The organism is Carnimonas nigrificans ATCC BAA-78 (assembly GCF_000526695.1).
Taxonomy (GTDB): domain Bacteria; phylum Pseudomonadota; class Gammaproteobacteria; order Pseudomonadales; family Halomonadaceae; genus Carnimonas; species Carnimonas nigrificans.
This window is the reverse complement of the sequence record NZ_JAGO01000012.1, coordinates 13,681-37,319: the sequence shown is the minus strand read 5'-3', so window position 1 is coordinate 37,319 and position 23,639 is coordinate 13,681. Positions and strand designations below refer to the sequence as shown.

Below are 23,639 nucleotides of genomic sequence, written 5' to 3'. Positions count from 1 at the left end.
GTTGTGCTGATGTTCAAGCTCGATTATTTCTTGCGTAGAGCGCCTGCGCGCGTACCTGTTTTCATGAAGTAACTACCTGTTGCCACTGTTTAAACGACTACGCCAACGACTCCATCATCTATTCAGAATCAAACAGATGTAATGAGGAATAACGCCATCGAAGTGATGAAGCAAAACGTTGTTCAGTAGAAACCAGGTGGCCGGTGAAATTGCTTGGTGGCATCCATCAGAACAGGAACGTTCTGGAAAGATATCCTTGGGGGAAAACTTATGGAGGAGAAGATGTTTCGCCCAATGGTTCTACATCCACAGAGACCGTCAGGTGCTGTGAGCCACCACCGCTCATCACCCCTTTCAAGGGAGCAACATCGGCATAATCACGTCCCCAAGCGTTAATAATATGCTTCTCTCCCGATAGGCTGCCATTGGTAGGATCCAATTCGAGCCAGCCACTTTCCGGCAGATAGACGGCCAGCCAGGCATGTGATGCATCAGCGCCGATCAGCCGAGGTTGCCCAGGAGGAGGCAGCGTCTCCAGATAACCACTGATATAACGTGTGGGGAACCCTAGTGAGCGAAGACATCCGATCATCAGATGGGCAAAGTCCTGGCACACTCCCCTGCGGTTGAGTAGTACATCATCAATGGGCGTGGCAACCGTGGTGTAGCCCGGATCGTATGAGAACTCATTGAAAATGCGTTGATTCAGATCCAGTACACCTTCAAGGGCAGTACGATGTTCAGGAAAACTTGGCAAGGCATAATCGCGCAGGGAGTCAGAACTCACGACGAGGGGCGAGTCTACACTTACCATTGCCGTATCCAGCCGCTCTTGGCAGCCCACCGAAAGTGCCAAGGAGCTACGCCAGGGACGACCATTATCGACCGGTGCCGGTCGAGCCGATGTGCGTATTCGTGTATCAATCGTGATGCCCAGCGATTGATGCGGTTCTTCAAGGGAAAAATAAAGGACACGGTTGCCGAATACATCAGTATGCATACAGCGGCTGACGGTTATGGGAAAGATGGTAATTTCCGACTCATCACAGTGCTGCCACGGTAGCTGACGAGGCAACATGCGGGCTTCACTATGACAGAGCGTGACCATCGAGGCATATTCATAGCGGGTAGTATGTCGCAGCCGATAAATCATGGAGCTTGCATCTCCAACAGCTGGCGTGGAGTCTCGACATGGGCAAAATGACTATTGCTGATGGCATCCGATAAGCGATCCAACGGTGCCCACAGCTCTTCCAGCAGAGTCGCCAGCACCCGTTTGCTCTCGGGAGAATCGGGCAATCCGGCAAGAGCGGGAACATCGGCAAGCTGCAAGCTGCAAGCGGGAACTGGCCAGAATCAAGAGGCGCTGCTCTTCCGAACGATAAGACGAGCTGTTTGGTTGCGGCAATCTATCCAATTGCCGTTTCAAGCGCTTGAACATATATCCGATGGAGCGCGGGTTGCCTTCATCGAAAAGCAACAGATCAAGCAAGGCATTGGGATGAAGTTCACTACGATAACGGCGGCGATAGGCAGTAAAATTGTCAGTCGCTGCCAGCATCATTTCGCCGGCACCGGCGCTCTCATCGGCTGGACTGTCAATTAAGGCATTACTTAGCAGGGTCAGACTATTCTGGCAGCGCTCGAGAAAGCGCCCTATATCCATCAGGCGCCAACCATAATGGTGTGGCATGGTTTCGTTGCACAAACCAAAGACAGCGGCCAGTTCAGTAATAGTGCGCTCACAGGCACGACGCCCGCTCATGGCGCTATGGCTCTCGGCAAGTTCATTGCCCAGATTACTGATCAGCCGCCAGGCATCATCCCCCAGGTGATCCCGTACAGCCTGAGCATTTCGTTTTACTGCCGCAGCGAGAGTCATCAAACCAGCAGGGCCAGTAGCCTCTATCTCATCCTTCAGACAGCCACGACTCTGCCCGAACCGGGCCGCAGGATCACTCGTCGTTATAGAACCGTGTCCCAGTATGCGTAACAGACTGTTCAAGGAAGGATCGACCACACTTGCCTGATCCTGCTCAAGCAGACGAACAAAGGCCTCTCGTACCAAACGGGCACGATTATCCAGGCGCTCGCCATAACGCCCAAACCAGAAGAGGCTATCCGCAACACGGCTAGGCAGATCGACACCATCACGCGTCACAACCAATGGCGCGCTGGCCTGACGCAGCGGACTGACATGGGGCTGGGGTTGATCAGCCAGTACCCATAGATCCTTGACCACACTGCTCTGAAACGCTGACTGTCCGGGTTCCCCTACCCATACCAGTCCGCCTGGCATTACGTTGTAGCTGACTTCACCAGCCCCATGCTCTACAGAAGATGAATCCAGCGAAGCAAACAGCCGCAGCGAGAGTCGTTCCGGGACAAGTTGTTGATGTTCCATGTCAAATACAGGGGCAGTGGCCGAGGCCATCGGCCGTTCTGCCACATATTTATCAGGGCGCTCAAGAACGGAAGCCTTGAGACTTTCCAGGTCCAGATCACTCAAGGCAGCGGCATGAATAGCGCCAGCACCTTCTGTACAAGGATAGAGAACCAGTTGAGGAAGCTCCTGCAGGGTACGCTCAAGACCCTCCGGCTCGCCGCACCACCAGCTTTCCGCGCATTTCATCAACAATGACTCGCCCAGGAGGGTTTGACATAAACGCGGCCAGAATGGCTTGAGTATCGGGTGTTCGATAATGCTTGAGCCGATCGGATTAGCGATATGTACCTGACCTGATCGTACAGCCTGCATCAGCCCTGCGACGCCAAGAATAGAATCGGCACGCAGCTCCAGGGGATCACACCAGGCATCACTCATGCGACGCAAAATCACATCGACAGGGGTCAACCCACCCAGCGTTCGAATCCAGACGCGCTGTTCCCGAACAACCAGATCCTGCCCTTCGACCAGCGGAATATTGAGGTAGCTAGCAAGATAGGCATGCTCAAGGTAGCCATCACTATGAGGCCCTGCTGTCAGTAGCACCACATTAGGGTGTTCACGATGACCAGCGCCCAATGCCCGAAGCGTCTGATGACCTTCGGCAAGCGCTCCAGCCAGCCGTCGCAGCGGTGCATCGCGATACAAACGCGGGAAAGAGCGCGCCAAGACGATTCGATTCTCCAGCGCATAGCCAGCACCCAGCGGGGATTGGGTCCGAGGTGTCACTACACGCCATTGCCCATAGGTGTCGCAGATCAGGTCCATTCCCAAGGTAGACAAGGCAGCCCCATGGTCGGGCAAGGTGCCATGACAGGCGGGCCACCACCATCCATGCTGGAACAGCGCCCCGGTTGGCAGCCAGCCTTCGCGCAGCACTTTCTGCTCGCCATACACGTCACACAGCACGGCATTCAGCAAGCGTGCCCATTGCTGAATCCCCTGTTCTATCTCTGCCCACTCTCCATTTGTTACCAGAAGCGGTAGTGGATCAAGGCTCCAATGGCGTGCCGTGGAATGCGCGTCTCTCCCCTTAAAGGTAAGTCCATTTTCATGCAGTAGTCGCTGTACTTCATTGACACGCTGCCGGATGCTCTCTTCACCTTGAGCGACAAAACCATGGAGAAATTCATGCCAGTGAGGGCGTAATTGCCCGCACGCATCATAGAGTGCGTCAAACCCTTGTGCCGGAGTATACCCACGGAGCAGTTTTGCCAGATTGGCATCATGCTCCTTGGTGGAGACAAACGGTGTAGGAGTCATGCCAAGCGTCATCACTTGTTATTATGCTGCATAACCATTCCAGCAGCGGTATCCGGAGTATGCGTGATACACCTGCGCCGCGCCAGTCAGCGATTAACATTGCCAACCTCTTCTCTTTCGACAGACATAATGATATAGCTAGAATCCAGATAAAAAATAACGCAGGAGAATCTCACCTATATTTGCTCAAAACCGGCCTTGCAGCCTCACATCATGTTATATCCAGCATAATTACAAGAGATTGCGAGGGTCTTGTCCCATCGTAAGCTAGAGGTGCAACAAATGATGGAAATTGATTGGGCACACTATCGCAGCGACAAACACTTCGATGAACTGATCGGTATCGACAGTATTCCTCGGCCAGCATCCAAAGCCTTGTGCGATTATCTTGCCAACCTGGCCCCCAGTGAATTATCTGCGCACAAATCGGCGGCGGAAGCTGCTATCCAGACAATGGGCATCACTTTTACAGTCTACTCCGAAGGCAATGCCATTGATCGGGCATGGCCATTCGACATAGTTCCCCGGATTATCCCTGCCAAAGAGTGGCGCCGTACGGAGACGGGCCTCAAGCAACGAGTGAAAGCTCTCAATCTATTGATTGATGATATTTACCATGATCAGCGTGCCTTCAAGGATGGCATCCTGCCCCCCGAACTACTGGCCAACTCGGCCAACTTCCGACCACAATGTGTCGGCATAGATCCTCCTCACCATATATGGGCCCATATCTGTGGCTCCGACCTGGTAAGGGACAAGAGCGGGACCATCTACGTACTTGAAGATAATCTGCGTGTTCCCTCCGGTGTTTCCTATATGCTGGAAAACCGCAATGTCACCAAACGCGTATTGCCAGAGTTTTTTGCCAATAGTCGCATTCTTCCCGTCGATGACTATGCATCACAGCTTTATGACATGCTCGCCAGCATGTCCCCGCGTCCGCAGGATGAGCCTCATATTGTTGTGCTATCTCCCGGTATCTACAACTCGGCCTACTATGAGCACGCCTATCTTGCCCAGCAAATGGGCATTGAGCTGGTGCTCGGCGAAGACCTGATCGTTGATGATAATGATGTAGTCTATATGCGTACTGTCGTAGGTCTGACCCGTGTCGACGTCATTTACCGCCGCATTGATGATCTCTTTCTCGATCCGGAAGTATTCCACCCCGACTCCATGCTCGGTGTTCCTGGACTGATGAGAGCATGGCGGACAGGTAACGTGGCACTTGCCAATGCCCCTGGCGCGGGCGTAGCAGACGACAAGGTCATGTATGCCTTCGTACCCGACCTGATTCGCTATTATCTGGATGAAGAGCCTATTCTGCCCAACGTACCCAGCTATTTATGCATGTTTGATGATCAACGTGACTATGTCCTTAACCATCTGGATGAGCTGGTCGTCAAACCCGCCAATGAATCCGGTGGCTATGGGCTGCTGATCGGCCCGCATGCAACACCTGAAGAACGATCAAGATTTGCCGAACTGATCAAGGCTGACCCACGTAACTACATGGCACAGCCGATGCTTAATCTTTCGACTTCTCCGACCCTGTGTGGAGATGCCGGTATCCAACCACGGCATATTGATCTGCGCCCTTTTATTCTCTCAGGGGGTGACAGCACTTACGTGACCACTGGCGGTTTGACTCGGGTTGCCCTGGTCGAAGGATCGTTGGTAGTCAACTCTTCACAGGAGGGGGGGCAGCAAGGATACCTGGATTATCGACACCGGGGAGGAGGCGTGATGGACATGCTTTCAAGGGTCGCCGAAAACCTCTACTGGATGTCGCGTTATATTGAGCGCGCTGAAAATACCGCGCGCATGGTCAGCGTCGATGTTCACCTACAGTTGGATTTCCCTGAAGCCCGCCCCAAGGGCTGGGCCAATCTGCTGGACATCACCAGTAGCAGTGATCAATTCGAGGCTCGCTACAATGACTTCAATGAACAGAATGTCATGGCGTTTCTCTGCGCCGATAAGGAATACTCTGGCTCATTGATCTCTTCACTTGCCGCCGCACGTGAAAACCTGCGCACTACACGGGACATCATCCCACAAGAAATATGGGAAGAAATCAACGCACTGTACATGAAGGTGTCGGCACGAGTAGCAGGTGGTCTTGTACCTTCAAACCGTGAGCAGTTTCTCAAGGAGATCATCCGTGGGTGCCAAACCATTACAGGTATCCTCGAAGGCTCGTTAAGCCGGACCCAGGCATCGACCTTTATCCGCATAGGGCGTCATCTTGAGCGGGCCGATATGACCACACGTATCATTGATGTGCGTTCGGGCAGTCTGTTGCCCCGTGATCCAAGCCAGTTAACTCCGTTTGAAAACCTCGAATGGATGAGCGTACTGAAATCACTGACAGGCTATCAGATGTACCGTCAGCAGATCAGAGTAAGGGTACGTGCCGCGGACGTATTGGAGTTCCTCGCCAAGGACAGGCATTTTCCAAGGTCGATCTGCTACTGCCTGAATACACTCTCGGAAGAGTTACGTCACCTGCCCCACCATGACCGTCCGCTGGCATCAGCTACCCTGATCCAGGCAGAAGTCGCTGAAACGGACTTCCGCCTATTGGCTAAATCACCGGATGATCTCAGTAATACCATGGATCAGTTCCAGGTTGACTTTAATGCTCTACACGAGTCGATTTGCAGCAATTTCTTTGCTCGTAAAGGAATAGAACAATCACTGGAGAATCAGACACAAACAGCCCCAAACGATATGCTGGATGAGGATTGAAGCTATTTACTGATACATTTTTCACGCGGTACCGGCGTTTATTGCCCGGTACCGCGTGAAACGGATACACCCTGTGTGATCAAGCGATCAATATAACGCAACTTTTCGATCACTTTGGATTGTATTATTTCCGGAGCAAAATCAAGTAGCCCCATGTCACGGTTAAGCTCATTCAACATAATGCCCAGCCTGGCCCAATGACCAAGTGTCGCCTCAAGCGTATTATCCTTCATGGGTTTACATAACCCACAGCCTTCAGCAGTATCCATGACCGACACAATATCAAGATATAGAGCGAAGGTTTCAGCAAAGTCTTCCCAAGGGTGCATACTGGCATAGGCCGAGACATGGTGAGTACGCCAATCCGGCGCAGGGCCATTGGCATAATAGGTATCCATGGCTTGCGCATATGTCGGTGAGCGATGATCACCAAACACGCTCATGCATGCCTCTTCATCACGGTTCTTGACCAACAGCTCCCAATAGTAGTGGCCAATCTCGTGGCGGAAGTGGCCTATTAACGTACGATGCTCCTCCCCCATGTTCACACGCATGCGCTCACGCTCGGCATCATCGGCCTCACGTACATTGATTGTGATATTGCCTTGTGCATGACCGGTATATACCACGTCCTGCCCCGCCCAACGCCATCGTCCTTGCCCTTCCGGCACAGCATCGCCCATGAACGAAAAACTCAGTGGCAACTCCGGGCAGGGGTCTGACGCACTTTGGTGAGGTAGCCCAAGCAGATCAAGCGTATAAAACAGCCTTCTCTTGGCTCGTTCCAATGCTGACCAGCGCGCCTGTGCCCCAGGAATGGAAAGATCGGGAATAATACTGTTGCAACGACAACAGTCACAGAAATGGAAGCCTCGCTCATATTCACTACGTGCCACCATGCGATTGCATACATCATATTGCTGGTAGTTCTGACACTTGACCAGCTCGGCAGCACAATCAGGATGAGTACAACAATAGACCCCATTCCCCAACGCTTCGAGAGCCCGGAGGGCATAACAGTTGGGGCACCAGCCCACCTCACGGGAACAGGAAAGACATTGGCTATTGTCGAAAAACAGCGGTGTGTTGCAAACGCATTCATAGATACGCATGACACAGATCTCAGCAAGTACGGCAAAAATGGATGAGGCAAGAATACAGATAATAGCAGCAGATTTAGCGCAACATCGCGATATTATGTTCTTTCACATGATCATTCACATCATTTTCTGACAGGCAGCATGCTCCCGCTGATGCATCCCCTTCCGCGAAACACGCAACCATGTGCTTGCGGTACTGGATTACCGTGCAGTGTTCGAAAGTATCGCGAAAGGCTCCAGCAACGGCGTCAGCATACTGTCGCCAGCCGAGCGTAACGGCAATTACAGGCCAAACCTACTGGCGCGTTAGCGATATTGAAGCGCTGTTATCACAGGATAGCGGCGCTTCTATGTGGTTGTTTGCGGTTGATAAAAGAATCCCGCTGAGTGCAACCGACACCAGCGGGATTTCTCATCAGGCACCGTGGGTAATAACATCACCTGAGACAAGGGTTAACTGGATGGCTGCGTTAATTCGACGAGCTTCCGTAACGATTGCGTATATTCTGCATCGACACCTGATCATTCAGCGTCCAGTAATCGAATAGCACACCCAGCAGGAATACCCCGCCGGTGAGCAGATAAATAAGGCCGCTGATCCATTTCCCCATATACATGCGATGCAGGCCGAATATTCCCGTAAAGGTGAGCAACAGCCAGGCAGCAGAGTAGTTGGTACGTCCGGGCCGGAAGCGAATATCTGCGAGCCTGTTCATGCGCGGTATCAGGAAAATATCAATAATCCAGCCGATGAAAAAAAGCCCGAAGGTGAAAAACCATAGGGTGCCGGTCACGGGTTTGCCGTAATAGAAACGGTGCGATCCGGTAAAACCAAAAATCCACAGCAGGTAGCCCATTAATACACTGTGGGTAGGGTCAAGCGCTGCACGTTGCACCATCGTTGTTCCTGTTATCTGTTCAATATAAAGGCATTCAGCCTGACTGTGTTGGCACCTATGCATGGACAGCCAGCGCCGCGCCAGGTTCCTTCGGCACTTTTTATAATAGGCTTATAATCGGCGCTCCATGGTCAACAGCCCCTGCACCCGGGCATCTTCACCTGTTACGTCAAACCCGGCTCGCAGGTAGAGATGGCGCGCCGGATTCTCGGCAAATACCCGCAAACGTGCGTGCCGTGCCCCCGCGCTACGCGAGTATGACAGCCACGCATTAAGGATCGCTGCCCCACGCCCCTGTCCACGCACCTGAGCATCAAGATGCAGCTCGCGCAGATGGGCGTACACGTCATCTATCTGCCACGCGATGATACCGCTGCGCTGCCCCGCATGCTCCAGTATCAATGCGTCATAGTCACGCCAGAAGGTCGAAAACATCGTGCTACTGAAACGCATCTGACGCCGCGCCCAGTAAGGTGTCATCGTGTGCTCCACCAGCTGGCACGCATAGCAGGCATCTTCCTCACCGCTGGCCCCGCGCCATTCAGGGGGTAACGAGTGCCCGCGTGCGGAGTCGCTGAATTTAGCCAAATGCGTCGGTTGCATCGCTGTGTCACTCGCTTTATGAGTCAAAAGAAGCCAACACCCTGCATTATTTGCCTACCTGCGCATTCTATCTTTCGCGCAGGTTGAGGCGGTAGCAGGAAGTGCTCAACGCAACAGCGCCTGCACTTCCCGCGTTATCAACCATACGACGCATGTGACTGAAAGGGAATCAGTGGGCAGGTTCAACGCATCGAGAGCGGTTTGGCAGCCGACTGGTGTTTAGCGTGGCAGATTATAGGGAGTGATGACCTGTATGGGAGAAGCTCCACCGGCCAGTGCCTGGGCATCACCGCGACGTCGGTCACTATAGTGATAATGCAGTAATATATTACAGGCGCGTCTCATATCCTCTACCAGATCATGATGAAGCACTGCCGATAAACGTCGCTGGGATAATAGTGCACGGTGTTCTTCTCCCAAATCATGGGTAATAAAACAGGCACACGCTTTTCTTTTATAATCGAATGCTGACAATATTCCAGCATTGCCGCCACCGACGGAATAAACAGCATTTATATCTGAATCGGCATCCAGTAACGCGCTGAAACGTTGATATGTTTCTGCATCCAGACCATTGGGACATTCCAGCGTGGTGACCTCACGTTGCGGCGTCAAACACGCCAGCTGCGAGCAAAACGCATTGGCGCGCTGTTCCTCCCCATTGAACCACTCTCCACTCGTCACGACTGCTACTTTCCCCTTCACGCCCTGCATCCATCCATGAACAAGATGTGCCGCTGTCTCGCCGGCCGACTCATTATCACTACCTACATAGGCCAGCCGCGAACTATCGGTAATATCAGTGACCAGCGTCACAACCGGGATACCTGCAGCGGATAATCGCTCAATGGCCGCAGAAATCTGGGGAAGATCAGGCGCCTTGAGAATTACCCCCTGACTTTTGCGTTTCGGAAGCCGATCAAGCCATGCCACCAGTGCTGGCAGCGTCCAATGTTCAAGGCAGCGACTTCGCACCCGAATAGCATGGGGAGTTCGTTCAACCAAAGAACGCTCCAGGGAATGTTGCACCACTGCTGAAAAACGCAGAGGCGTCCACATGACCAGGTCAATCACCAGGCTGTGTTCCCCCGGACGTAATGGGCGTACCTGCCGGGAAAGCTCCTCTATGGCTACATTGACCAGCTCTTTTGTACTTGGCCGTACCCCGCCCCGCTCGTGTAGCACACGATCAACCGTAGCCTCACTAAGCCCAGCCTGACGCGCAATCTCTCTGACAGCAAACCTATGGGCCAATGGTCTAACCTCCCTGATTGAGGTGATTTTGATGGATGCCGGCACTTCTTGAGCGTACTGACCCACTGCCATGATTGCGGTGGCGATAACGCTATATCAACCTCACCATAGAGTAATGGACATGCACTCAATCAACTTTCCTCATCGTACCTGGTTAAATGCAGAAGAGTGTCGTATCGAAGATCTGGAAGCTCTACTGGACGATAGTACGAGCAAGAAGGATGTGCCGCTGGCAACGACTATTGAAAAAAACGTACCAGGTTATGATGTTGCTACTGTCGAGTCAGCCTATAGCAATAGTAATGCGCTCCGTGAGCTTGGCGATGAATGGGCCAGAACCCTGCGCAGCGGAGCCGGTATCTTTATTATCAAGGGGGCATTCAGCAGACAAGTCATTGATGCAAGTAATGAAGTACTTGAAGCACTACTTGCAGAACAACGTGAAAACAAGGTCAACAATGGTGATCACTTTGCACCGCCAGGCACCAATGAGCGACTTTGGGGAGCACAGGAAAAGTTCGCTTTCCGTTCTGCTGAAACCTATGTCGATTATTACAATAATCCAACATTGGCACTGGCCTGCGCCGCCTGGCTTGGACCAATGTATCAGGTCACGTCGGATCTTAACGTAGTGCTGCCAGGCGGCAAGGCCCAGACTGCTCACCGTGATTATCATTTAGGTTTCATGGAACAGCGGCAGGCCGAGCGTTTTCCCTCCCATGTACACGCCCTTTCTGCCTGCCTGACCTTACAAGGCGCGATTGCCCACTGCGATATGCCTCTGGAGAGCGGGCCTACCCAGTATCTGCCCTTTTCCCAACGCTATCTGGAAGGGTATTTGGCGATACAGCGAGAAGACGTTAGGCAACTGTTTCAGGACAGGTATATTCAGCTTCCCCTCGACAAGGGCGATGCCGTGTTCTTTAACCCAGCGTTATTCCACTGTGCCGGAAGCAATACTTCCAGCGATATTCGACGCATGGCCAATCTGATTCAAGTCTCTTCGGGGTTCGGGCGCGCCATGGGAAATCTCGACCGCATGGCTATTTGCCGCGCTATTTACCCAACGCTTGCAGAACGAGCCTCTCGCCATGGCAGCGAGAGCGTCGCTCATGCAATTGCAGCATCCGCTGAGGGGTACCCCTTCCCCACTAACCTGAGCAAGGATCAGCCGATCAACTCGCTAGTTCCAGAGACACAGGCAGAGCTTATCACCCACGCATTGGATAAAAGGCTATCGACAGAAGATTTCATTACAAAACTTCAGGAGCAATTCAACCGGCGTCAGCCAGGGGATTGATAAGCTTATTTCTAACCACAAGAACTTCTATAGCCCACCGCCGTACCCAGATTATATACGGTGGTGAGGCATTAAACTCCACACACAAAACTAACAACCGTTACTTATATAAATACACGCCTACTGAAAGCGCTTCTTGTCTTCGTCGGTAATTTTACGCACGACCTTGCCCGGATTACCCACCACCAGTGATTCAGCGGGAACATTCCTGGTAGCCACCGCTCCGGCGCCAATGACACTTCCGCTGCTGATGGTTACGCCTGGGAGAATGTGAACACCCGCCCCAATCCACACATTATCTTCAATTGTCACCGGCCAGGCATATTCAAGCCCTTGATTCCTGCGCTCAACATCTAGCGGATGGCCCGCCGTATAAATGCCAACATTAGGTGCGATGAAAACATTATGTCCGATGCTGACCCTTGCGCCGTCCAGGATGACCAGGTTCACGTTGGCATAGAAATTGGTACCCACGGTAATGTTATAGCCGTAATCACAATAGAAAGGGCCTTCTATCGTGCAATTTTCTCCCATCTCTCCCAAAATTTGAGTCAGCAATGAATGACGCTTTTCATAATCGACAAAAGAGGTGTGATTAAAGTCAAAGAGGCGTTTTTTCGTGACCTCACGTACCTTAATTAGCTGCTCATCATAGTTGGCATCATAAAGAAGGCCCTTAGCGGCCTTTTCCATTTCATTCATAGAGGTTCCTTAATTGGAGAGTATAGGGTGACAGGATATTTACTTGCCTAATGCTATTGATGATAAAAAAGAATGTAAAATCCCCCTGTAACTCGCTACCAGGAATATTAGACTTGGCGATATTTACACATATCACTTGAAGGAAATAACAACGCCTGACATACGATCCTTCTACTACCCCACCCTCACAACCGCAGGTACGCCGGGGCCCACCCTACAGCGACTGCCAGGGGCCAACCCCAGTTGCCTGATATAGTCAGCCGTGGCACACAGGGAGAGCCTTTGGCCGGCGAGCCGCACCGTGACGTTCATCAGGCCAGCTTCCGGATGGCCGCCTTCACCGAGAGCTGGGAAAATATCTTCCACTTCGGCCATGAGTGTGTGGCTGGCCTTTCCGTCCATAAGGCGCAGCTCCCTGCGTTCCATCATTAACCTGACTCGGGTTCCGACGGGAGCATGGCTGCCGCGTACCGGCATCCGTTGGTTATCATCAAGGATAACCTGCGCGGGCTGACAGTCGGTGGCAGGCGCTGCGACTCGGCCAGAGAGTATCGACAGGCTGGCGAATGGCGTTATTTCGCTCAATTGCGACTCGGCAAACAGCGTTTCCAACGCGCCTTCCAGCATCTTGCTCCCCGATTTCAGCACCACCAGATGATCCGCCAGAGCCACCACATCCTGCGGACTATGGGAGATAATCACCATCGGCAACTGCCATTCGTTCATGATGCGCTGAAGATAGCGCACCAGCTCGCCATGGCGATCTTCATCCAGGCCGCTAAAAGGCTCATCGAGCAGTAACAACTGGGGCGAACTCAGCAGTGCGCGGGCGATGGCGACACGGCGCGCCTCACCGCCTGACAGGGTGGCGGGCCAACGCTTCAACAATGGTTCGATACCCAACAGAGCCACCAGTTCATCCCAACGGCCACGGGATTCCCGAGTCATGGCATAGCGCAGATTTCCCGCTACTCGATAGTGGGGAAACAGACGAGGTTCCTGGAAAACGACGCCCATACGCCGCTGCTGAGGCGGCACCCAGCGTCGAGCGGCCGTGTCCACCAACACGCTGTCGCCCAGCACAATCCGCCCCTTCGTGGGGCGATCGAGTCCGCACAGCAGACGCAACAGGCTGGTCTTGCCGCTGCCCGATGCGCCAAAGAGCGCACTCACACCTTGAACGGGAAGGGATGCCGAAACCTCCAACTGAAACGCTCCCTGACGGTGCGCTATGTCAATCTCGAACCTGCCACCACTCATCGGTCGCGTCCCTGTATCCGTTTTTGAGCAGCGCGCGTCAATCTTTCGGAGAGCACCATGGCCATCAGCGCAATCACGATGGCGATAACACACAGCCGGGCAGCCGCGTATTCACCGCCAGGGGACTGGATCAAGGTATAGAGTGCCAGGGGCAGAATGCGTGTTTCGCCGGGAATATTGGAAGCAAACGTGATGGTAGCGCCAAATTCCGACAGCGCACGGGCGAAGGCCAGCACCAGACCGGCCAGCACTCCTGGCAGTGCCAAGGGTAGTGTGATGGTGAAGAATACGCGCAGCCGCCCTGCCCCAAGGGTACGGGCCGCCGCTTCCAGACCAGGATCGACCGCCTCAAATGAGAGCCTTGCCGCGCGTACCAGCAGCGGCAGCGCCATCACGCCCCCTGCTACCGCTGCGCCTTGCCAGGTAAACGGCAGATGCCAGCCCCCAAGCTGCTCAAGCCAATGCCCCAGCCAGGAATTTCGCCCCAGCGCCACCAGCAAGAGATAGCCCACCACCACGGGCGGCAGCACCAGCGGTAAATGGATAACCCCATCCAGCAGCGCCTTGCCGGGAAAGTTGCGTCGGGCCAGTAACCAGGCCAGTGCAATTCCCGGAATCAGGATCACTCCCAGCGCTGCCAGCGCAATGCGTAGACTAAGCCGAATGGTCTCCCACTCAAGTTCACTCAGCAGCATCGTGATCCGATGCCGCTTCAAAACCGTAGGTGGTAAAGATATTCATCGCTTCAGGCTCCGCCAGCCACTTACGCAGCGCCTTCGCCTCGTCGGAGGGGGCATTACCGATCAGAGCCACCGGATAGGTCACCGGCGGATGTGATGACGCAGGGAAGGTGCCGAGAGTTTTGACCTTATCGCTCACCTTCGCATCCGTGCCATAGACAATGCCCAGAGGTGCCTCGCCCTGCTCCACCATTGCCAGCGCACCCCGCACATCGGAGGCGCGAGCCAAGCGGGGCTCCAACGCTTGCCACTGGCCCAGTGACTCAAGCGCCGCCTTGGCATAAATACCTGCCGGTACATGGCTCGGGTCGCCCACAGAAAGACGCTCCTTCTCCCCCAACAGCGGCAATAAGGGGTGATCACGGTCAGGAACAAACGCCTCCTGACGGGAATTACTGGGCGCGATCAGCACCAGGGCATTACTCAGCAGATCAGCGCGCTGATTCAGTTCAACACCTTGCTTGCCCAGCCAGTCCATCCACTGCTGGTCAGCCGAGATAAAAATGGCCGCATTCGCACCCGCGGCGATCTGACGGGCCAACGTCGATGACGACGCATATACCGGCTTGATCTCCACATCGGGATGCTGCTGCTCGTAACGTTCGGCGGCCTTATTGAGGGAATCGGCCATCGACGCCGCCGCATAGACCTGTACGGTTGCCGCCATGGCGGGCAGTGACGCCAAACAACATCCAGCTACTAACGCGGTACGGCCAAGTGCGCTCAAAGAGCGGGAGAAAAACGCAAAGCGTGAAGCAAAAACGGTCATGCCATAAAACCTCGTATAGTGATATTACACATCCCGACCCAGGCCAAACGATGGCTGGATGATCGAGCGCTTCGCCCTTCTGCTCATATAGAACGAACGCCTGCGGCTGAAATTATCCTTGCGGCAGTGGCTCGACCATCACCAGTGAAGCACGCATGCACCATCGCACGCCTGGCTCAGGGAGCTAGCGCGCAGTGAGATGGTCGCCACTATCAGGGGGATACAACGCTGCCAGACAGCATATCGAATACTGCCTGGCCTTATTGATATAACAAAGCGTGGCTTCAGTGATACTGCCCTCGCGGGACATAACATTCCCGCCGGATAAAACAGGCGGGAATGAAGTAGCACTTTCCATAGAGGGTCTGCCCTGCGCACGTTTACAGCAATAGCGAATAGGGCGCCTCAAGATAGGCAGCGATAGCCGCAAGGAACTCGGCAGCGGGCGCACCATCCACCACCTGATGGTCAAAGGTGAGGCTCAGCGGCAGCTCGTGGGCGACCTTGACCTCTCCTGCATCATCCAGATATAGCCGCTCACCAATCGCCCCAACGCCCAGAATGCCGGTTTCCGTCGGGTTAAGCACAGGCGTGAAATATTCGATGCCTTGCGCTCCCAGATTGGTGATGCTGAAACTGCCCTCCAGGTGGCTGCTGATAGTGCCACTCCGCGCCTCCTGCACGGCGCGCTTAAAGGCACCACCCAGCTGCGAGAGCGGTTGCTTGTCAACATCGCCAATCACTGGCACAACCAGCCCTTCATCAAGCGCCACCGCCACGCCAATATTGATGGCCTCGGGATGGAGAAGCTTTTCGCCATCGTAGCGGCTATTCATGGCGGGGTTATCCCGTAGCGCCAGAGCGGTCGCTTTCAGCAGCAGTACATTCAGGTTGAAGGTGCCCGAGGCCATCTGCGCCGCGACTCGCGCCTTCATCTCTTCACGAAATTCCAGCAGGCGGGTCACATTGACCTTGCGCTGTAACGTCACTTGCGCCGTCGAATGAAGGCTCTGCATCATATTCGCGGCAATGGCCTTGCGCATGCCCGTAAAGCCCTGAGCTGCAAACGTTCGCTGTGCACTACTACTCTGCCCCTGAGGCCCCTGAGCCGCACCTTCCTGCGCTTCGGTGGTCTGCCCCTGCGCCAGAAAGTGCTCTACATCACGCCGAGTAATGCGACCGCGCCCGCCAGTGCCGGTGATCTTCCGTATATCCAGTTGCTTCTCCCGAACCATGCGCCGGGCAAGTTTCGAGATAAACAGCCGCTGCTCGGCGGAGCTGTCGTTGCTGATCGTGTCATCATTGGAAGCAGCAACGCGCCGGGCAGGTTCGGGGGCGTCTTGTGCCTGTGTTTTTGTTGCGGCCTGAGGCGCAGCCGTATTCGCTTCATCAGCGCTATCAGGCTGTTCTCCCGCTTCGCCTATATACGCTATCGGCGCTGTGCAAGGAGCAGATTCACCGGTCGGTACCACAATACTAATCAGGGTGCCCGAGGCTTCTGCTTCAATATCCTGCGACAGCTTTTCGGAGCTGATCGAGCACAGGATATCGCCCTTCTGAACGCTGTCGCCTTCCTGCTTGTTCCACTCTTCGACCACGCCCTCTGTCATGGTCAAACCCAGTTTTGGCATGACTACCGAAATTGCCATGATTTACGCCTCCTTGGCAGACCTGAGATCAAAAATCAGCTCATCGGCCTCGCTCAGCACACGCTGCGCCGAAGGAATATAGAGCTTCTCCAGGTTACTGGCGAAGGGAACCGGCGTATCCGGCGCACTGACAACCTTGATGGGCGCGTCCAGATAATCAAAGGCGACATCGCTGATTACAGCGGCAATATCACGCCCTACGCTGTTATGAGGATTGGCTTCATCAATAATGATCATGCGCCCGGTCTTTTGGATCGACGCTTCAAGCGTTTCCCGATCCCAGGGGGAGACCGTCAGCAGGTCAATCACCTCGGTGCTGATACCACTTGCTTTAAGCTGCTCGGCCACTTCCAGCCCGACAAACAGCATCTTGCCGATGGTCACAATGGTCAGGTCAGCCCCTTCCTGCACCACCTCCGCCTTGCCGATCTCCAGCGTATACTGCTCTTCGGGCACCTCGCCCTTGCTGCTATAAAGCGTTTTATCTTCGGAAAACACCACGATATTCGGCTCTTTCAAGGCCGCCAGCAGTAACCCCTTGGCCGTATAAGGCGTCGAAGGAACCACCACCTTGATACCGGGAATGGCGGCCAGCATGCCGTAGTAGGTGCCCGAGTGCTGCGCAGCCGCAGAAGCCCCTGCACCGTGCGTGGTTCTCACCGTCAAGGGCAGGCTGGCCTTGCCGCCAAACATATAGCGCATCTTGGAGCCTTGTCCGAGCAAGGGATCAAGGCAAAACCCCAGAAAGTCGTTGAACATCAGCTCGGGCACCGGATGCATGCCAGTCGCGGCAGCGCCTACCGCCGCGCCCATATAGCCCATCTCCGAGATGGGCGTATCAATCACTCGCTCTTCGCCGAACTCCTCTACCAGCCCTTTGGTAACGCCCATCACGCCGCCCCAGGCGCCCTTGCCTTCCAGATGTGCTACGCCGTGCCCACCCGCCAGGTCTTCACCCAGCAGAATAATGGTTTCATCCTCGCGCATGGCCTGTGCCAGCGCTTCATTGATCGCTTTTGAAAAGGAAAGTGTGCGTGCCATGCCGATGCCCTCATCAATCATTAGGAAAATACGTCTTCAAACAGAGAGTCTGCGCTGGGCAAGGGGCTCTCCTGCGCAAACCGAAGCGCCTCTTCAACGCGTTCAATAGAGGCTTCCTCGATTTCGTCGGCATCGTGCTGGCTGAACAGCCCATGTTTAACGGCGTACTCTTTGAACAGCGGAATGCAGTCCTTGTCGGCAAACGCTTTCTCATCCCCCTCTTTGGCCTTGTACGTCTGCTCGTCCCCCTCGAAATGCCCATACATGCGGTAGGTATGACATTCGATCAGGCTAGGGCCTTCACCATTGCGCGCACGCTCGATAGCCTCGCCCACGGTGGTATACACATCGACGACACTCTTGCCATCTACCTGAGCGCCCGGCATGTTGTAGGCGCTGGCGCGTTCGGCAATCGTGGGAGAAGCCGAGGCATAGCGCTGAGGTGTCGCTTCCCCGAAGCCGTTGTTTTCGCATACGAAGACGACCGGCAATTTCCATATGGAAGCGAGATTCAACGATTCGTGAAAGGTGCCTTCATTGGCGGCACCATCACCAAAGAAACAGACCGTAATATCACCGGTTTTCAGATTGCGATTGCGCAGCGCCGCCCCCACTGCCAGCGGCAAGCCACCGCCCACCATGCCGTTTGCGCCAAGCATTCCCTTGCTGACATCAGCAATATGCATGGAGCCGCCCTTGCCCTTGCAAAGCCCGGTGGCGCGGCCATAAATTTCAGCCATCATGCCGTTAAGCTCACAGCCCTTGGCAACGCAGTGGCCGTGGCCACGGTGGGTGCTGGTAATCTGATCGGAATCGGTCAACTGCTCACAGATAGGGACTGCGACCGCTTCTTCCCCTGCATAGAGATGGACGAAGCCGGGAATCTCCCCTTTGGCAAAACACTCCCGCACCTTGTTTTCAAAGTTGCGGATATCGTTCATTCGCGCATAAATGCGTTTGGCGGATTCCGGGGGAATAGCGCAACCGGTCGCCGTGGCTGGCACATTATCTGTCATTGCTGATGTCATGATGATCTCCTCGACGTCATTCATGAATTGCTTTGAACACGATGCTCTTTGCAGTTTCTCCAATCACCTCACTGAGCGTGGGGTGAGCGAAAACCTGCTCTGCCAAATCGTCCACTATTCCCTCAGCCTGCATGGTGGACTGAATCACTTGCAGGGTTTCAGTGGCATGCGCCCCCACCACCACAGCACCAACAATCTCACCGTAACGCGCACTGACGATCAGTTTGACGAAACCGTCGGTTTCACCGGCACTGATCGCTTTTCCGTTAGCGGCAAATGGCTGTTTTTTAATAATAATGTCGTCGTAGCGCTCACGCGCCTGCTGCTCGTTGAGACCGACAGAAGCGATCTCCGGGAAGGAATACACACAACGGGGCACAAGATGGAGCCTCAGCGGCGGCTGGTGAGACGCAAACAGCCGATCCACCGCCACAATGCCTTCCGCACTGGCGGCATGGGCCAGCATCAGGCCGCCGATCAGATCGCCAATGGCCAATACACCAGGCACAGAGGTCTGGAAACCATCATCAACCTTGACGAAGCGCTGCTGCGCATCGAGCGCTAGCCCCATCTCTTGCGCCAGCGTCAGATGGGGGACGCGACCAGTCGCGACCAGCAGTGCCTCGAATTCGATCTGCCCTTCGCTCAGCACAATCGAATGTGGCGTGACTCGCTGGATGGAGACACCGGTATGAATGCTGACACCCAGCCGTTTCAGCGCGCCCCTCACTACCTCGCGCGCCTCACTCTCCTCGGTCAGCAGAATATCCGGCGCGACTTCGACAAGCGTTACCTCAACGCCCAGTGGTGCCATGGCAAAGGCCAGCTCAATCGCAATAACCCCACCGCCAATGATCACCAGCCGCGCCGGTAGCTCGGCAAGATCGAAAAGGGTATCGGTCGTGTAATAACTGACGCGATCCAGCCCCGCGATAGGGGGAATAAAGGGACGGCTACCGGTCGCCAACAGAGTGTGCCGTGCCGATAGTGTGCGGCCATCTACCGTCAGCCCCTGGTCAGGCACATAGCTGGCTGTCCCCTGGATCAATTCAATAGCGTGGGCGTTAAAAAGATGGGCGATACCACGGCGTAACGTGCCGACAACATCCCGCTTGCGCGCGACCAGTGCCGCCATGTCAATGCCATTGACCGTGGTATCAATGCCGTAGCGCTTGGCTTCGGCCAGCGTCAGCATCCATTCGGCGTGTTTCAGAAAGGTTTTGGAAGGAATACAGCCAACGTTTAAACATGCGCCGCCTAACTCGCCCTGCTCGATGACAACAACGGATTTTCCCAATTGAGCGGCTCTGATCGCAGCGATGTATCCCCCGGGGCCGCTACCAACGACGATCAAATCATATTCTTTCACCATAGCCCCCATTCAGCGGTAATGGTTACGGCAGCCCTAGGCAGGTATCTGTGCAACCAGCCATTTGCCTACCTCGTTAGCTAGCAAATTAATCCTTTCATTGGGCGGGAAACATTCACCTTTCGAGGGGTTGCTTTGGTCGCAGCCCGATAGCTGGCGCTCCACATGGGCGCACTGATACCGACACCCATGCAGCACATGGCTGAAAAATTCAGAGAGTTGGCAGGAGTGCGCGTTGCCTGTTACCTGCACAGAACAGATTCGCCCTTGGTTAACAGCGATATGGGCCAAATAGGTGTGCCCTTTTACTTGTCCTGTAAATCGCTGAATAAACCGGGGCGTTTTTCCATACACCCACGCCCATTGTTGCTGTTCAATAATCAGCGGATGATCGTCGGCAATAATCGCGCCGGCATCTGCTCTGGCGAGAGACACATCACCCAGTGGTGCAAAATAATCCTTGAAGCAGAGTGGCAGCGCTTTTAAGAGCTGCTCAACACTAATACTGGTAGAGACACTGGCAAGATTAATGACGTGAGAGCGACGTGACGCAATGCCCTTCGCTTCAATATCAGCCGCTGGCGGCTGCAAGGCACTTCTCAGCCGATCAAGGTTGGAGTCGATCAATAATGTTCCGTGATGCAGGTATTTACCTTGCGTAGCCCGATAGGCGGAACCTGAGAATTTATAGTCTTCATTGGCCGAGCGAATCACCATGTCATTGCGATCATTGATGGTGGCATTAATTCCCCATTGGGTGAGGAAGTCACGAATCATTCCGGTAGCAATATGACGATGATAATGCTGTTGCGGCATTATCAGGCTGAAATTGATATTGCCATGATCGGTAAATACTGCCCCTCCGCCACTATGCCTGCGCACCAACGGTATTTGCTGCTGTTGTAAATAAGGAAGGTTCGCTTCACACCACGGATTTTGCCCTTTGCCAATAATCACGGCGTCGCTGTTTTGCCAGATAAGTACCGTAATATCGTGTTCATTCGCACGCTGCAAGAGCGTCTGCTCAAGCACCAGATTGCGCCTCGGATCAACGGAAGAGAGCGTGATAATCCTGATAGTACATCGCATTCTGCTCAAGCTCCGGGGCTACAACGGGAGATGCCGCTCCCGCAAAATTCTCCATGAGAGCGACATTCATTTCAGCGGATTATTGTTCCATCACTCAGAAAAGCCCAGCCGGATGAGGATCATAGCTCACCAACAAATTCTTGATCTGCTGGTAGTGATCAAGAATCATTTTGTGCGTCTCACGGCCTATCCCGGATTTTTTATAACCGCCAAAGGCGGCATGAGCCGGGTAGCTGTGATAACAGTTGGTCCACACTCGCCCTGCCTGAATACCACGACCAACTCGGTAGGCACGGTTGATATCGCGGCTCCAGACGCCAGCGCCAAGACCGAATTCGGTGTCGTTGGCGATTGCCAGCGCCTCTTCTTCACTCTTGAAGGTAGTCACGGAGATGACCGGGCCAAATATCTCTTCCTGGAAGACACGCATATCGTTGGTGCCCTTCAGCAGGGTGGGCTGAATGTAATAGCCATTGGCCAACTCGTTCTGCAATGTCTCAACGCTGCCGCCGGTCAGGATTTCAGCCCCTTCCTCCCGCGCAACATCCATATAGGAGAGAATCTTGTCGAACTGCTGCTGTGAAGCCTGAGCCCCAATCATCGTGGTGCTATCCAAGGGGTCGCCGCGCTTGATACGGGCGGTTTTCTCAAGCACCCGCTGCATGAAATCATCGTAAATGGACTCATGAATCAATGCGCGAGAGGGGCAGGTACACACTTCGCCCTGATTGAAGAAGCCCAGCACCAGGCCTTCCACCGCCTTGTCGATGAAGCTCTCTTCGGCTTGCAGAATGTCTTCAAAGAAAATATTCGGCGACTTTCCGCCCAGCTCTACCGTGCTGGGAATGATGTTTTCCGCTGCACAATGAAGGATATGGGAGCCTACCGGAGTGGAACCGGTAAAGGCGATTTTGGCGATACGCTTGCTGGTCGCCAGCGCCTCCCCCGCCTCCTTACCAAAGCCGTGCACAATATTAAGCGTGCCCGCCGGGAGCAGATCCCCCACCAGTTGGGCAAACAGAGTGATGGAAAAAGGCGTCTGCTCGGCGGGTTTGAGAACGACACAGTTGCCCGCCGCCAATGCTGGCGCCAGTTTCCATGCGGCCATTAAAAGCGGAAAGTTCCAGGGAATAATCTGCCCCACCACCCCGAGCGGCTCATGAAAATGGTAGGCAGTGGTGAATTCATCAATCTCGGCCAGTGTTCCTTCCTGAGCACGAATAACACCGGCAAAATACCGGAAATGGTCAATGGCCAGCGGCACATCGGCATTCAGCGTTTCACGTATTGCCTTGCCGTTGTCCCAGCTTTCTGCCACCGCAAGCTCCTCAAGATGCTCCTCCAGCCGATCAGCTACCTTTAGCAAAATTCTGGAACGCTCCTGAACGGAGGTTTTACCCCACGCCGGTGCCGCTGCATGGGCAGCGTCCAGTGCCTTGTCGATATCCTTTAGGGTAGAGCGCGGAAAATAGGCAAAGTGTGCGCCCGTTACGGGGCTGGAGTTGGAGAAATAGTCGCCGTCGATGGGCGCAACGAAATCTCCCCCAATATAATTGCCGTAACGCTCTTCAGGGTTAACCAGAGCACCTTGAGTACCAGGATGGGCATACTGCATGACACCTATCTCCTTCAATCAGAAAGCTTGTTTATTGGTACGCCTTCGCAGGGGAATAGGGCAAGTGAAAAGAGGCCACATGCCACCAATGGCGTAGATAAGTGATGCACGGAGAGGCTATTCATCCACTGCCTCTCGTGGCCGCTGGGAAATTAATAGAAGAGTAATAACGTATTAACGCTGCGGCTCCACCTCCACCAGCGCCTCTCGGTAATAACGGCCCTTTTCCACATAGTGCTCCGCGTTATTTCCCAGTTGCTCGATCTCTTCTGGCGTCAGCGAACGCACGGCCCTGGCAGGCGCCCCGACAATCAGAACACCCTCCGGAAACTCCTTGCCTTCCGTTACCAGCGCGCCCGCGCCCACCAGACAGTTACGCCCAATCACGGCATTATTGAGAACCACGGCGCTCATTCCAATCAATGAGCCATCGCCAATCGTGCAGCCATGCAACATCGCCTGATGACCAATCGTTACGTTATCACCCACCACCACTGGGCACCCTTCATCCACATGAAGCACAGCACCATCCTGAATATTGCTGCCCTGCCCGATAGTGATAGCGGCATTGTCGGCACGCACGACCGCCTGCGGCCATACACTCACATCGGCTGCAAATGAAGCGCTTCCGATAATGGTACTGTCGCTCGACACATAGGTATCCGCATGAATGTCAGGAACTTGATCCCCTAATTTAAAAATAGTCAATGTAGTGTCCTGATAGATTAATCATTATTAAAAATAATGACATACACATCCTT

19 protein-coding genes and 2 pseudogenes are annotated in these 23,639 nt (G+C 54.2%); 3 read left to right on the top strand and 18 right to left on the bottom strand.

Going from position 1 to position 23,639, the window contains the following annotated elements:
- Positions 1-268 precede the first annotated feature (268 nt).
- Entirely contained in the window at positions 269-1,153 is an 885-nt protein-coding gene (locus L881_RS0106205) for a transglutaminase family protein (protein ID WP_025732837.1), read from the bottom strand.
- Between the two features lie 51 nt (positions 1,154-1,204).
- A complete protein-coding gene (locus tag L881_RS0106200) occupies positions 1,205-3,709 on the bottom strand; it encodes a circularly permuted type 2 ATP-grasp protein (protein WP_169730597.1) in 2,505 nt (834 codons plus the stop codon).
- Between the two features lie 282 nt (positions 3,710-3,991).
- On the opposite strand from L881_RS0106200, the pseudogene L881_RS12920 reads away from it, so the two are divergent.
- Both L881_RS12920 and L881_RS0106185 read left to right on the top strand, forming a co-directional pair.
- Positions 3,992-5,456 (top strand): annotated as a pseudogene (locus L881_RS12920) (circularly permuted type 2 ATP-grasp protein).
- Positions 5,456-6,460, top strand: coding sequence for an alpha-E domain-containing protein (locus L881_RS0106185; RefSeq protein ID WP_025732834.1), 1,005 nt, complete (start codon positions 5,456-5,458; stop codon positions 6,458-6,460). The pseudogene L881_RS12920 and the gene L881_RS0106185 overlap by 1 nt, the downstream one beginning before the upstream one ends.
- A 38-nt stretch (positions 6,461-6,498) precedes the next feature.
- On the opposite strand, the gene L881_RS0106180 is transcribed toward L881_RS0106185, so the two are convergent.
- From L881_RS0106180 to L881_RS14110, 5 genes and pseudogenes are all read right to left on the bottom strand, one after another.
- Positions 6,499-7,572, bottom strand: a complete 1,074-nt coding sequence (locus L881_RS0106180) for a zinc-binding metallopeptidase family protein (RefSeq protein WP_025732833.1) — start codon at positions 7,570-7,572, stop codon at positions 6,499-6,501.
- Between the two features lie 458 nt (positions 7,573-8,030).
- Positions 8,031-8,459, bottom strand: coding sequence for an NINE protein (locus tag L881_RS0106170; RefSeq protein ID WP_025732832.1), 429 nt, complete (start codon positions 8,457-8,459; stop codon positions 8,031-8,033).
- Between the two features lie 111 nt (positions 8,460-8,570).
- Positions 8,571-9,062 carry a GNAT family N-acetyltransferase gene (locus L881_RS13400; protein ID WP_025732831.1) on the bottom strand — a complete coding sequence of 164 codons (492 nt, stop codon included), beginning with the start codon at positions 9,060-9,062 and terminating at the stop codon, positions 8,571-8,573.
- Positions 9,063-9,281: 219 nt separating this feature from the next.
- A complete protein-coding gene (locus L881_RS0106160; RefSeq protein WP_245587938.1) occupies positions 9,282-10,136 on the bottom strand; it encodes a substrate-binding domain-containing protein in 855 nt (284 codons plus the stop codon).
- A gap of 54 nt (positions 10,137-10,190) precedes the next feature.
- Positions 10,191-10,388: pseudogene (locus tag L881_RS14110) on the bottom strand (LacI family DNA-binding transcriptional regulator); the annotation flags it as partial.
- Between L881_RS14110 and L881_RS0106155 the strand changes: the two are divergent.
- Positions 10,387-11,616, top strand: coding sequence for a phytanoyl-CoA dioxygenase family protein (locus L881_RS0106155; protein WP_211238898.1), 1,230 nt, complete (start codon positions 10,387-10,389; stop codon positions 11,614-11,616). The pseudogene L881_RS14110 and the gene L881_RS0106155 overlap by 2 nt on opposite strands.
- Positions 11,617-11,736: 120 nt before the next feature.
- Here L881_RS0106155 and L881_RS0106150 read toward each other — a convergent pair whose 3' ends face one another.
- The 11 genes from L881_RS0106150 to L881_RS0106095 all read right to left on the bottom strand — a co-directional run bounded on the left by L881_RS0106150 (position 11,737) and on the right by L881_RS0106095 (position 23,586).
- Positions 11,737-12,318: a sugar O-acetyltransferase gene (locus L881_RS0106150; protein ID WP_025732828.1), complete on the bottom strand. Its 582-nt coding sequence runs from the start codon at positions 12,316-12,318 to the stop codon at positions 11,737-11,739.
- Between the two features lie 174 nt (positions 12,319-12,492).
- Positions 12,493-13,578, bottom strand: a complete 1,086-nt coding sequence (gene modC, locus L881_RS0106145; RefSeq protein WP_025732827.1) for a molybdenum ABC transporter ATP-binding protein — start codon at positions 13,576-13,578, stop codon at positions 12,493-12,495.
- Positions 13,575-14,270 carry a molybdate ABC transporter permease subunit gene (gene modB, locus L881_RS0106140; RefSeq protein ID WP_211238900.1) on the bottom strand — a complete coding sequence of 232 codons (696 nt, stop codon included), beginning with the start codon at positions 14,268-14,270 and terminating at the stop codon, positions 13,575-13,577. Before modB ends, modC begins: the two co-directional genes overlap by 4 nt.
- A complete protein-coding gene (gene modA, locus L881_RS0106135; protein WP_084055415.1) occupies positions 14,260-15,087 on the bottom strand; it encodes a molybdate ABC transporter substrate-binding protein in 828 nt (275 codons plus the stop codon). The genes modB and modA overlap by 11 nt, the downstream gene beginning before the upstream one ends.
- Before the next feature lie 380 nt (positions 15,088-15,467).
- Positions 15,468-16,736, bottom strand: a complete 1,269-nt coding sequence (locus L881_RS0106130; RefSeq protein WP_025732824.1) for a dihydrolipoamide acetyltransferase family protein — start codon at positions 16,734-16,736, stop codon at positions 15,468-15,470.
- A 3-nt stretch (positions 16,737-16,739) separates the two neighbouring features.
- Positions 16,740-17,777 carry an alpha-ketoacid dehydrogenase subunit beta gene (locus L881_RS0106125; protein ID WP_025732823.1) on the bottom strand — a complete coding sequence of 346 codons (1,038 nt, stop codon included), beginning with the start codon at positions 17,775-17,777 and terminating at the stop codon, positions 16,740-16,742.
- A gap of 20 nt (positions 17,778-17,797) precedes the next feature.
- A complete protein-coding gene (locus L881_RS0106120) occupies positions 17,798-18,805 on the bottom strand; it encodes a thiamine pyrophosphate-dependent dehydrogenase E1 component subunit alpha (RefSeq protein ID WP_245587937.1) in 1,008 nt (335 codons plus the stop codon).
- A gap of 16 nt (positions 18,806-18,821) precedes the next feature.
- A complete protein-coding gene (lpdA, locus tag L881_RS0106115; protein WP_025732821.1) occupies positions 18,822-20,174 on the bottom strand; it encodes a dihydrolipoyl dehydrogenase in 1,353 nt (450 codons plus the stop codon).
- Positions 20,175-20,210: 36 nt separating this feature from the next.
- Entirely contained in the window at positions 20,211-21,263 is a 1,053-nt protein-coding gene (locus tag L881_RS13395; protein WP_051464814.1) for a lipoate--protein ligase family protein, read from the bottom strand.
- 94 nt (positions 21,264-21,357) lie between these two features.
- Positions 21,358-22,878: an acetaldehyde dehydrogenase ExaC gene (gene exaC / locus L881_RS0106100; protein ID WP_025732819.1), complete on the bottom strand. Its 1,521-nt coding sequence runs from the start codon at positions 22,876-22,878 to the stop codon at positions 21,358-21,360.
- A gap of 174 nt (positions 22,879-23,052) precedes the next feature.
- A complete protein-coding gene (locus L881_RS0106095) occupies positions 23,053-23,586 on the bottom strand; it encodes a gamma carbonic anhydrase family protein (RefSeq protein WP_025732818.1) in 534 nt (177 codons plus the stop codon).
- Positions 23,587-23,639: the final 53 nt, after the last annotated feature.